The sequence below is a fragment of the Allolucifera butyrica genome (assembly GCF_900476375.1).
Classification (GTDB): domain Bacteria; phylum Bacillota; class Negativicutes; order Sporomusales; family UPPP01; genus Lucifera; species Lucifera butyrica.
Genome location: NZ_UPPP01000105.1, coordinates 24622 through 37174, shown reverse-complemented (window position 1 = coordinate 37174; position 12553 = coordinate 24622). Strand labels below are relative to the sequence as shown.

Here is a 12553-nt window from a genome sequence, read left to right as displayed (position 1 = left end):
TTGATTCCTCCCGGTATTCTTTATAGATATTTTTGCAAAGTTGTTCTCACTGCGCCGGGTCCGGCGATCATTTCCCGGAAATACCCTTCTATTTTTTCCCCCAGCCCAACACGGTAAAGATCCAAACCAAACAGGTCCGTATTGGCCAGAATCGCCCTTAAACGATCTTTTACCGTTCCGGTGTCACCCAGTTTGATGTCCGCTACCGAGGCTTGCAGGGTACTTAATAAAGGATCGGCGCTCAAATTCATTTCCCGGCCTTTATCATCCAGGCCCAGCAGGTAGCGGCACCAGCCGGCAATCACCAGCGGAATATAGGTAAGCGATTTCGCATCCAGATCCGGTCTTTCAGCGTAGGCCTTCAATGTCTCGCCAAACCGGATGCCCACCTTTTGCGAGGTATCCGTCGCGATCCGCTGCGGCGTATCCGGTATATACGGGTTGGGAAAACGCACATCAATGACTTCACGGATAAAGGCTGCCGGATTTAAAATCTGCGGATTCACGACTACGGGCATTCCCTCTTCGCCAACTTTTTCCACCAGCTTCTTCAGCTCTTGATCTTTCATTTCGTCGGCAATCAGGGTATATCCCAGCAAACAGCCGAAAACAGCCAGCGAAGTATGCAGCGGATTCAGGCAGGTACACACTTTCATCTTTTCAACCCGGTCCACAGTCTGCCGGTCGGTAAAAATCACACCGGCTTCCTCCAGCGGCATCCGGCCATTGGGGAAATGATCTTCAATTACCAGATACTGCGGTTTTTCCGCGTTAATAAATGGTGCAATAAAGGTATTTTTGCTGGTGCGAACAATTTCCGTGCTGTCAAAGCCGCTTGCCTGCAAGGCGTTTTTTACACTTTCCGCCGGCCGGGGCGTAATTTTATCAATCATGCTCCACGGGAAGGATACTTTCGCCGGATTATTGATATAAGCGGCAAAGGCTTCTTCCACCAGCCCTTTTTGAACCCACGCAGCGGCAATCGCCGCTACGGCGCTATACAGTTTATCGCCATTGTGGGAACAATTATCCATGCTGACAAAGGCGATAGGCAATTCGCCGTTTTTAAACCGCGTATAGGCAAACGACGCAATTTTCGCCATAACACTTTTCGGCTGCCGCGGGCCCTGGTCCATATCTTCCTGTACATCCGCCAAATAATCACCGGCCAGGTTCTTGAGATTATATCCCTTTTCCGTTATCGTAAAACTGGCCATCTGCAGGGAAGGACTGGCAAATATGGTTTGCAGCCGCTGCCAGTCATTTTGCCTGGCCGGGTCCCCCACCAGGCTCTCGCTGATACTGCCGACAATTTTCTTTTCCAGGCTGCCGTCCGTATTCATAATGGCCAGTAAGCTTAAATTATCATAAGGAGTATAGATTTTATCAATAATTTCATAATCGTAAGTCTCTACGGCAACAATTCCCGCAGCCGCTTTCCCCGCATTCAGAAGATTTTGCTGCAACACGGCGATGAAACCGCGAAAAATGTTGCCGGCGCCAAAATGAACCCATACCGGGTTTTCCCGGGACGAAGACATCATTTGTTCATAATCGAATTTCAGGGTCTCAATACCGGCTTGTTCCCACAACCTGCTATTCTTCATACTTTCCTTGTTTAAATTCATTTGCCCAAACCCTTTCTTTCATAATCTGATATTCATCCGGTCCAATTAGGAATAGAGTAAAATCATAGCAACACTATAATTCTACTCTATTCCACCAAATTATCCCTTTTTTATTTTCGTGTTAGGCTTTGACTCCCAGATAACTCTTGATGTTATTAAAACAGATCCCTTTTATTATATCACCCAAAAACACTAAATCAGGGTAAAAGCTGCCCCTTTCAACCCAGCCGCCGACAAGATTGCATAAAATCCGGCGGAAATATTCATGTCTGGGATAAGAAAGAAAACTCCGGGAATCCGTCAGCATGCCGACAAATCTTGAAAGCAGCCCTACATTAGCCAATGCTTTCATTTGGTCCAGCATACCGTCTTCATGATCATTAAACCACCAGGCCGAACCAAACTGAATCTTGCCCGGTATATCACTTTGGAAATTGCCCGTCATTGCCGCCAGCAGATAATTATCGCGGGGATTCAAACAATATAGAATTGTTTTGGGAAGAGAACCGGAACTGTCCAGCCCATCCAATAAATTAGCCAGCTCCTTGGCAAAGTTGGCATCAGCGATTGTGTCAAAGCCGGTATTGATGCCGATAGAGCGCAGCATTCCGGTATTGACATTCCGCAGGGCGCCAAAATGGATCTGCATGGCCCAGTTGCGTTTTGCATACTCTCCGCCTAAAAAGAGCAGCACCGCCGACCGGAATTTTATCTGTTCTTCCGCCGACAAAGATTCGTGAGCCAATCGTTTTTTAAATATATCACTGATTTCCTTTTCATTGCTTTTAAGATAACTATAGTCCGACAACGAATGATCGGACAGCCGGCAGCCTACCTGGTGAAAGTCATCGATTCTGGCCTTTAAGGCTTGCCGGTAATCGTCAAACGTTTGAATTTTAATACCGGTTATCGTTCCGAGCTGGCCTGCCCATTCTTCAAACCCTTTCTGGCTAATTTCCAATGCCCGGTCCGGCCGAAAGGTCGGCAACACCTTCACATCAAAGGTATCGTCGGCTTTCAGCCGCCGGTGATAATCTAACGTATCTATGGGATCGTCCGTTGTGCACAGAGCCTTCACATTGGAGCGTTTAATCAGATTTCTGGCCGAAAAACTTTCCTGTTGCAGCATGGCGTTACACTTTTCCCAGATTGTGTCCGCTGTGGACGGATTCAAAATATCCCGAATGCCAAAATAGTTTCTAAGTTCAAAATAGGTCCATTGAAACAAGGGATTTCCTACTGTATAGGGAACAGTTTCCGCCCACTTGCGAAATTTTTCCCGGTCGCTCTGCTTGCCGGTGATATATTCTTCGGCGACACCGTTGGCCCGCAACGCCCGCCATTTATAATGATCCCCGCTCAGCCAAATCTGGGTCATATTCTCGAATCTCTTATTTTCGGCGATTTCCTGAACCGGAAGATGGCAGTGGTAATCGAAAATCGGCATATCTTTTGCGTAATCAAAGAATAGTCTTCGTGCCGTTTCGGTCTCCAGTAGATAATCTTCACCCATAAACGCCAGCATAACCAATCATCTCCACTTTTATTTTACTGAACCCGCTTAAAAAGCGCATCTACGTTGTTGTGGCTGCGCGTTCTCACTCAACGTACGCCTGAGTACGCCCTTCGTTCGAATGCTCGCCGCGCCTAGTATCCACATCTTTTTAAGCAGGCTCTATTAAAAATATAGGGTTTAAATAAATAAACAGGGGGGCAGACTTTCGGATTCCCCCCCCCAACTCTTCCGGATGCGCTTATATCGGTTTTGTTTATGCCACTACTTCTTTTTTAGCGTCAGCCGGCGTTGCGTTGACAAAGAAAGCCACCGCCAAGGCGCCGATCATTGCCAGACCGGCCGCCAACACGAAGGCACTCGTAAATTTACCGGTGGTTTCTACCAGCCATCCCGTGATAGCTGGTCCAAAAATTCCCGACACGTTAGCCACTGCATGAATAAAACCACTGGTGCCGCCAACTTTTTCACTCGGTACAATGTCCTGGATAATAGCCCAATAGGTCGTAGCTTGCAAATACAGGAAGCAAATACCAATGGTCATCAGCGTTACCGCACCGGCAGCCGTGCTGGCAAAACCGGTAAAACCAACGCATAATGCCGCGAACATCAGACAGACTACCAGGACAATCTTCCGTGAATAAAGTAATTTTCCCGTTTTCCGGTAAATATAGTCGATAATAACACTGCCGGCAACTTGTCCAACCGCACCCGCTATCCACGGCAACATAGCGGCAAAGCCCATTTGAGCGATACTCAGGTGTCTCGCATCCACCAGATACGTTGGGAACCAGGTAAGGAAAAAGAAGAGCGTATAATTGTAACCGAACATTCCCACTAATAAAGCCCAAATCCGGCTTTGTTTTAAAACGGAGAGCAGGGAAACCTTAACCGGCGCAGCCGTTGTTTGCGGCCCGGTTACCAGATCGTTCCTGCCGGCGTGGATTTCCGCCACTTCTTCCGCCGATACCTGAGGATGCTGTTCCGGCTTATCGGCGCTTACCCGCCACCAGATCAGCGTCCAAATGATTCCGATTACGGCTAAAGCGAGAAAGGATGCCTGCCAGCCCCATTTCAACGAAATGAAGGCGACGATCGGCGCGGAAAGCGCACCGCCAACAGGAGCGCCGCCATTGCAGATGCCAACGGCGGTCGCCCGCTCTTTCAGGGGAATCCAGTTATTCGTTGTCTTATTGGTAGTAGAGGTAAGGGGGCCTTCCCCAAACCCAAAAATCAAACGGACGGTAAACAGGGACACAAAATTAAAGGTTCCTGCCGTCAGGCCGCAAAAGACCGACCAGACCGCCATAGCGTAACCCATAACCTTTTTGGGTCCCTTAATGTCGGAAAGATAACCGCCGACAAAATTAAAGAGAGCATAACCGATAAAAAAACTACTCAGAATTAAACCGGTTTCAAAGGGGTCTAAATGAAATTTTTTGTTCAATACAGGCAAGGCGACAGACATGGCTGACCGGTCAACATAGTTAATGGCATTGGCTAAAAATAGCATAAGTACAATATTCCATCTATACTTGCGAAACATTGATGACTCCCCCCAAATAATTATTCCCCTTAAACAAGTGATGCTTACGGCCGTTAAATACTATCTTCCTACCTTCTACCCTTATATTACCTCCTCTCTCATTCCGGCCGCCTTCCCGGCAGCAACCGTCCTTCTTATTTTACCGCCCTTCCTGTCGGCAGATTGCATCCCAAAGGCCCTGCAGGTAATTCGCTCCCAGCGCCCTGTCATACAATCCGTAGCCCGGACGGCCTGTTTCCCCCCAAATCATCCTGCCATGGTCAGGACGGATCGGACCGGTGAAACCAATATCATAAAAAGCTTTCATAATTTCATACATATCCTGGGAACCCTCAGCCGCCTTATGAGCTGTTTCATTGAATAAACCGGGTTTATGAATTTGAATATTTCTTACGTGACCAAAAGCCACCCGGCCGAGCTTGCCAAAATAACGAATGATTTCGGGCATGTTATTCTCGGGATTTGAGCCTAAAGAACCGGTGCAAAGGGTTAAGCCGTTGCTTGGACTGTCGACTAAATTGACGATCCGTTCCAGGTTCTTCTTGGAAGTCACAATTCTGGGAAGACCAAATATGGACCAGGGTGGATCATCCGGATGAATCGCCATCTTAATGCCGCATTCCTCGGCGGCCGGAATGATCCCCTGCAGGAAGTAGCGCAGGTTTTCAAACAGTCTTTCCTCATCAATATCCTTATATAACGCAAAAAGCCGCTGCAGTTCTTTCAGGCGCGATTTTTCCCAGCCCGGCAGTTCAAAGCCGTTTGAGCCTTTGTACATTTCTTCCACCAAAGTTTCCGGCGTCAGACCGCGCAAAACCGTTTCGTCAAACGACAGGGCATTCGATCCGTCACTGAGAACTTTAGCCAAATCCGTACGCAGCCAATCGAACACAGGCATAAAATTGTAGCAAACTACCTTAATCCCGGCCTTGCCTAAATGGCGCAGCGTTTTTACATAATTTTCAATATATTGATCCCGCGAAGGAAGCCCCAGTTTGATATCCTCATGCACATTGACACTTTCAATGGTTTCTAACAATAGCCCTTGTTCTTCGACCTCGCGTTTTAATTCCAGTATTTTTTCCAGGGGCCATACTTCACCAACCGGAACATCAAATAACGCACCGACAATTCCCCTCATTCCGGGAATCTGACGGATATACTGCAGCGGTATGGAATCATGCTGCTTACCATACCAACGGAACGACATTATCATGGTACCGCCTCCAATTAAATTAATAGAACTGTAAATTCTGCAGTTTTGCATACATCTTTTACACTAGTTATGCTACCATACTAGTATATTAGTGTCAATATTATATTTTCAAAAAATTTTTTATTGGGCGAATAAAAAAACAGCTGCCTCATAATTGAGAGAGGCAACTGTTTTTTCTCTTAAAACGCTACATCTTTACGGTTGGTTTAAAATAATGGGAATAATCGCTCATTAACTCCTTGATGTCAATTTTTACTTTGTTTAAGTGAAGCTCAATGGTCCGGCTTCCCAAGACTACATCCTTTTCCCGGATCGCCCGGACAAGATCCTGGTGTTGCTGCAACAGCAGGATTAAATCATGACCGCTGGTTACATTCAGCAATCTGACCCGGTTGTAATGGGTGTTCATTTGTTGAATCACCGACCAGACCCGTCCTTTCCGGCAGCCCGCGAAAATCGCGCTATGTAAGCTTTCATCCAGTTCATAGAATTTAACATAATTTTTTTCCTGCAGACATAGTTCCTGGAGTGTGACATAAGATTGCAGTTCAAATAATTTTTCCCGGGGAAAATCGGTACAGGCGAGAGCAATCACCGCCTTTTCCAGCGTTTCCCGCAAAAATCTGGCTTCTTCCACATTCTCTACTTCAATGAGAGAAACATAGGTTCCTTTTTGCGGCATAATATCAAGCAAATATTCTTGCGAGAGCTGAATAAACGCTTCCCGTACCGGAGTCCTGCTCACATTCAGCAGCACAGCGATTTCCTTTTCCGACAGGGCACTGCCGGGTAACAATTTTAAATTCATAATATTTATTTTTAAAAACCGGTACACATATTCGCGGGTCGACTCCTGCGGCAGCCGCTCTACCCTATAAACGTCCATCATAAACCCCAATCCTTATATTCAATACTACTTTTCGCAGTCCTTTGTCAGTCATAAATTCATCGGACGCGAAATGTAGTTCAATACTACTATACTAATGTACTAATGTGGCAGTGTCAACACTAACCCTTCCAGCAGTCATTCCTTCCCGCTTATGATTTATAATCCAGGGTTCCTGCGTATAGTTGATTCCTTTAAAATCATGGATAAACGCTTCCAGGGGAGTTAAATTATAAGTTCCGGTGGAAAAGCTGTCCATCGCCACGATGGCTCCTGTCCTTGCATCGTAAACCGTCTGACTTACGGTAATATAATATAAGTGCTGTTCCCGTTTTAATGAGGTGACGCTAAGTTCAGGCACCACCACCCAGTGATAACCGGCGGCAGCAGCCTTTCCCGGCCAGTCATCCGTATCCCCTTCGGGCGCCAGCGTACAACCGGGTAACTTCTCACGGTATTCATCCTGCAACGCTTCCTGCATATACCAGAACTCGGCCCGTAACGGCTCCGGGAGAGTATCTTTCAGGGGCGCAATATAAACTTTTTTGCCGCTGCCATGTTCCACAGCCACCGGCTCGGCTATCTCCACTCCCGCCTGGCGGGCTTCCCGGCGCTTGTCAAAATAATTCTTCAAGGCTAAGTCTACATATTCGGTTACCCTGTGAGGCTGATCGGCATAGTCCGGTAAAAACCAGCGTATTTCCCGGCCAAATTGCTTGTAGCCTCCAATCAGATCCTGCAGAACACCGGTTACGGGATCACCGGAAATAACAATTCGCGTCAAATTAAGGGTTGGGGCGAATTTTGCGGCAAATGCGGCATTGCCGACAGCCGGAGCCCCGAAGGTAATCACTTTAATTTGCGCCGGGTTTACACCCATACTGATCATTCCGGCTCCGGCCAGGGTAGCCGCGGCACCGCCCAGGCTGTGGCCGGTAAGATATATTTTACTGTCCTTGTCCTTCAAAAGAATGTCGGTCAGCAACCGGGGCGCAGGACCCGCACTTCGTGTTTTCGCCGCCAGCCCCTCGGCTACAAATTCGAAAAAGCCCCGGTGAACCTTCGGTTCGGTATCCGGTATGTTTTTCCTGGCGGCATTGGCCTTAAATGATTCTATACTGTTACCGTCAAAGTAAACCTTGCCTACTTGCAAGTCATAATTAATATCCGCCGCGTTTTCGGTTCCCACAAACGCAAGGATGTATGTAGTTCTCCCCTCGCTGTCGTCTCTTTTCGCCAGGAGAAACCGGGCGCCGTCATGCCCCTGCGTTTGGACATAACGGTCAATTTGCCAGCCGTTATGCTCAAGATAACGGCTGGCTATTTCGCCAATCCGGTCGCTATAGGCAGCCACACTGGCGGCAGCTGCAATCGATATATCATGGGCGCCTTCATAATCTTCCAATGCGCCGGCCCGGCTCACTGCCGGTATCGCCAAAATAACCACACACCATACCACAACCAGCAACCGTTTCACAATATCACACCCAGCATTTATTCAGAATTATATCCACGAATTCTTCATTTTCGACCTGTTTCTTTCTTTATTTTACATCGCCGTCTAGTTCTTTGTCTATTTAAGTATTAATCGGAAATATTTATCATCCAAATCAAATCAGGAATGCCACCGTTCTTCCACATGGCCAAACTTCCATATACTATAGGATATCGCCCAGGTGAATACAAACAAAGCAACCAATATATACCCTAACGATCCAAAGTCCAAATCCCGGATCCATTGCCAAATTCCGCCCGTTAAACCGAATTTTCCAATCATTACTTGCGTCAGCTCAATGATCCCGATAAATAAAGCCGCTACGACCGACAGACTGGTAATGGTAAGATTGTAATATACTTTACGCAGCGGTGTGCTAAAAGCCCAGTTATATGCAGTGGTCATGAAAATTCCGTCGGCCGTGTCCAAGAGGCTCATACCGGCGGCAAATAAAACAGGCAAAGCAATGATTCCGGTAATTTCAACATGGTTCTTAGCCGCCCCGGCGGATATCGCCAGCAGGGCAACCTCGCTGGCCGTATCAAATCCTAAGCCTAAAAGAAAACCAACCGGATAGACATGCCAGCTTTTATTAATAAATTTGAAAAAAGGATTTAAAAAACGGGCCATGAAACCTCTGTTATGAAGCAATTCCTCCAGCTTGTTATTATCATACAGGCTGTGCCGCATCCGGGAAAATACTTTATAGATATCGTGCAAAACAATTAAATTCAGCACACCGATCAAAATTAAAAACAAACCGGATACGGAGGTGCTGATCACGCCACCCGCATCTTTTATCTGCGGGAGGCTGGTTTGTACCCATTGGGCCGTAAAAGCAGTCGCTAGCGCCATCAGAAGCACAACCGTCGAATGCCCTAAAGAAAAGTAAAAACCAACACCCATCGGGTTCTTTTTCTGCTGTAATAATTTTCGTACCGTATTATCAATGGCGGCAATATGATCGGCATCAAAGGCATGCCGCAAACCCAGGGTATAAGCTAAAAAACCTAAGCCCAGGAGAGTTGGATGACTCCGCATAGAAAAAAGCAAACTTCCAAACCCGATAATGTGCAATATAACGAGATTAATACCATAACCCAGCCAGCTATATGTAGCAGTTTTACTAACCAAAATAACACTCCCCCGGTAATAAACATTACAAGAAAGACCTAAAGGGTCTTTAAGTGGAAGGAAAGTATTTTACTTTTCGGCTTTCTTAAGAAGAATGTGTTATTTTAGAAACAACCCGAAAAGTTATACTTTCTGATCCCATAAAAAAACCCCTGCGTTTTTCACACAGGGATAATTTTACAGGTCGAACCCCCTCCTCATCGCTCGTGAGTAAAACGGTGATTATCAGACAGGCAGTTCTTCTGACTTGGGTTCATAACAATTCCTGCGCCTTCCCAAAACCATAGTTTCAGTGACATAAATTGCAGGTTTGCTCCCCTTTACAGCGGCGGGACCGTGCTGGCTTCACACCAGTCTTCCCTATTAAGCCTTTCGGCACCTATCCTTCTATTTGCAATTGTCTTAACAAAATTCATGATAACTTGTCCTAAAAAAAATGTCAAACAAAATTACGGCTCAAACCCATAATCCCCGCTGCTCTAAAATGCGCCGCACTTCACCGGTGGTAATCCAGGTGCGCGGATCCTGCAAAGAATAGTATTTTTTCAGAAGCTTTTCCAAAATAGTGGTAATCGCAAAAAATTCTTTAGTTTTGGCTTTATGATAGGCTTCTACTATTAATTCTTCCATAACGTTCTCCTTCTTCCCTTAATTACATAGGTCCATTTTTATCATATCAGACCATTGTGAAGAAGCTATGAAGAACTTATAATAAACGGGATTTTTTTTATTCTTTCAATTCCTTTTTTATCTGCTGATACTCTTCTCTGGTAATTTCACCTTTGGCATACCGCGTTTGCAATATTTCCAGGGCGCCGTTTCTACCTTCCGTACGGTTTCCGTTACGGAAAACCGCCTTATACATCCAGACTACCGCCAGGATAACCAGAGCGGTAAAAGCAAGCTGAATGATCATGCCAAATCCCATTCCCAGCCAGGTCAACGGACCGCCGTAGCCGTAACTATATCCCATCATCATTTCGCTGACACCTCCTTTTGTTTCTATTGTAACCAATTCACCGGTAGAAATAATTCACTAATTTGACGCACCAGGTGTTGTTCAGCCGGTCGAAAGGATTGCTATTTTTTTTGATTTCATTTCATTTTTGGTTAAATATTCCAAAGGTGCACTCTGTTTCGTGTCGAATTTTTTAACAGATTGTTGTCAAAACTAACCAACACAACGGAAGGATGCTGTTGTTGTGCTAAAAAAACAATTTAATCCACGACTTAACATATTATTCTGCCTTATGCTGTTTGTCTTTATCTCACTGATAAGCCGTTTGACTTATTTGCAGATCCTTCACGGTGCCGAATACAAACGGAAAGCCGATAGAAACAGTATCCGCCTTATGCCGCTTGTTGCTCCCCGCGGTATTTTTTATGACCGCAACGGCGTGCCGCTGGTTACGAACCGGCCCGGGTTTTGCGTTTCCCTGTTTCCTATTTCCGGACCAATATCCGACGATGTCATCAATCGTCTGAGTGCTATTCTAAATATGAATCCGGCCGACATCCGGAAGAAAATCGAACAACATGGCAACTCACTTCAACCCATTCGGGTCAAAAACGATGTAGGTCCGGATATTGTCACTGAGATTGAAGAGCGGCGCAGTGATTTACCTGGCGTAATCATCGAAATCCAATCGGTCCGGAATTATATTTATAATGATTTAGGGGTTCACCTGTTCGGATATATTGGCGAAATCAGTGAAACAGAACTCCAAAAAATGAAAGCGGCAGGTTATAAAACCGGTGATATTATCGGAAAGTTCGGGCTGGAAAAAGTCTGGGATAAAGAAATCCGCGGTATTGACGGCGGAACCCAGGAGGAAGTTGACGTTACCGGTCATCCGGTGAAAATGCTGGCTAAAAAAGAACCGGTTATGGGCAATAGTCTGGTGCTGACCATTGATGCCAAAATCCAGGAAGCGGCCGAAAAAGCGGTGGATGACCGTCTGAATTATCTTCAGAAAAAATTGGGCAGGGTTAACGCCAAAGCGGCCGCCGTAGTAGTAATGAACCCCCAAACCGGTGAGATCCTGGCCATGGTAAGCCGCCCGGCCTTTAATCCGAATCTATTCAATGGCGGCATTTCTGAAAAAAACTGGCAGACAATCAGCCATAATCCCTTTGATCCAATGGAAAACCGGGCCATTGCCGGCGAGTATCCCCCCGGCTCCACCTTTAAAATAATAACCGGTACGGCGGCCCTTGAACTGGGAAAAGTAACACCGGAAGAAAAAATCTTCGATAGCGGTCACCACTGGCTTATCCCTAAAGGGAATGCCAATGGTGAAGCACTGGGCTGGATTGATTTCAAAACGGCTTTGGCTAAATCAGACAACGTATTTTTTTATGAGATGGGCAACCGCGTAGGAATCGATAATTTGGCAAACTACGCCCGGATGTACGGACTCGGAGTCCGCACGGGCATTAACCTGCCGGGAGAAGCTACCGGACTGGTCGCCAGCCGCGAGTATAAAGAAAAAGTCTATCACCAGCCCTGGTATCTCTCGGAAACCTTCGACGCCGCCATCGGCCAGGGATTCCAGCTGGAAACACCGCTGCAGATGGCTATGGTCATGAGTGAAGTAGCCAATGGCGGTCACCGTTACCGCCCCTATCTGGTAAGCAAAATTCTTGCGCCGGACGGCAAGGTAATCCGTACATTTGGACCGGAAGAGACCGGCAGCGTTCAAGTATCTCAACGCACTCTCGATATAATCCGGGATGGCCTGCATGAAGTGGCTTTGCCGGGAGGTACCGCCGGCGACGTATTTGACGGTTTTCCCATCTCCCTCGCCGCCAAAACGGGTACGGCGGAAAATCCGCACGGTCAGGACCATGGTTTATTTGTAGCTTACGCTCCTTTTGATAACCCAACCATTGTTGTAGCCGTTATTGTGGAACAGGGCGGTTTTGGCACGGATTCGGCGGCACCGATTGCCAAGAAGATTTTGGAAGCCGCTTTCCATATTCCGCCCAAAAAAGATGCCGCGAAAACAAAACTCTCAAACAGCACTGAGGTAAAAGACTAAGAAAACGATAATCTTATGAAAACTAAAATTAAATCGGCAAAAGGAGGCTGAGAATGTGTCTCAGCCTCCTTTTGCCGGATATTACGGTCTTTCA

At 46.6% G+C, this 12553-nt stretch carries 10 protein-coding genes and 1 riboswitch; of the genes, 1 reads left to right on the top strand and 9 read right to left on the bottom strand.

The features are described from left to right. Positions 1-20: 20 nt before the first annotated feature. The 9 genes from LUCIF_RS21005 to LUCIF_RS20965 all read right to left on the bottom strand — a co-directional run bounded on the left by LUCIF_RS21005 (position 21) and on the right by LUCIF_RS20965 (position 10397). On the bottom strand, positions 21-1607 hold the full coding sequence (locus LUCIF_RS21005) for a mannitol dehydrogenase family protein (protein ID WP_279386977.1): 1587 nt from the start codon (positions 1605-1607) through the stop codon (positions 21-23). Between the two features lie 142 nt (positions 1608-1749). Beyond that, entirely contained in the window at positions 1750-3153 is a 1404-nt protein-coding gene (gene uxaC / locus LUCIF_RS21000) for a glucuronate isomerase (protein WP_122629792.1), read from the bottom strand. A 244-nt stretch (positions 3154-3397) separates the two neighbouring features. Further along, complete coding sequence (locus LUCIF_RS20995; RefSeq protein WP_122629791.1) at positions 3398-4687, bottom strand: MFS transporter; 1290 nt, start codon at positions 4685-4687, stop codon at positions 3398-3400. Positions 4688-4826: 139 nt separating this feature from the next. Then, positions 4827-5903: a mannonate dehydratase gene (gene uxuA, locus LUCIF_RS20990; protein ID WP_122629790.1), complete on the bottom strand. Its 1077-nt coding sequence runs from the start codon at positions 5901-5903 to the stop codon at positions 4827-4829. Between the two features lie 187 nt (positions 5904-6090). Then, positions 6091-6792: a GntR family transcriptional regulator gene (locus tag LUCIF_RS20980; RefSeq protein WP_207858223.1), complete on the bottom strand. Its 702-nt coding sequence runs from the start codon at positions 6790-6792 to the stop codon at positions 6091-6093. Between the two features lie 91 nt (positions 6793-6883). Next, the gene (locus LUCIF_RS20975) at positions 6884-8266 is read right to left on the bottom strand and encodes a lipase family protein (protein ID WP_122629788.1); all 1383 of its coding nucleotides are present in this window, start codon (positions 8264-8266) and stop codon (positions 6884-6886) included. A gap of 138 nt (positions 8267-8404) precedes the next feature. Beyond that, positions 8405-9418: a HoxN/HupN/NixA family nickel/cobalt transporter gene (locus tag LUCIF_RS20970; RefSeq protein WP_207858221.1), complete on the bottom strand. Its 1014-nt coding sequence runs from the start codon at positions 9416-9418 to the stop codon at positions 8405-8407. Between the two features lie 215 nt (positions 9419-9633). Next, positions 9634-9816: riboswitch (cobalamin riboswitch) on the bottom strand. A gap of 58 nt (positions 9817-9874) precedes the next feature. Beyond that, positions 9875-10048: a hypothetical protein gene (locus LUCIF_RS26240; RefSeq protein WP_165866094.1), complete on the bottom strand. Its 174-nt coding sequence runs from the start codon at positions 10046-10048 to the stop codon at positions 9875-9877. A gap of 97 nt (positions 10049-10145) precedes the next feature. Continuing rightward, entirely contained in the window at positions 10146-10397 is a 252-nt protein-coding gene (locus LUCIF_RS20965; protein ID WP_122629787.1) for an SHOCT domain-containing protein, read from the bottom strand. Positions 10398-10620: 223 nt separating this feature from the next. Here LUCIF_RS20965 and mrdA point away from each other — a divergent pair, with 223 nt between their 5' ends. Beyond that, positions 10621-12459, top strand: a complete 1839-nt coding sequence (gene mrdA / locus LUCIF_RS20960) for a penicillin-binding protein 2 (RefSeq protein WP_122629786.1) — start codon at positions 10621-10623, stop codon at positions 12457-12459. Positions 12460-12553: the final 94 nt, after the last annotated feature.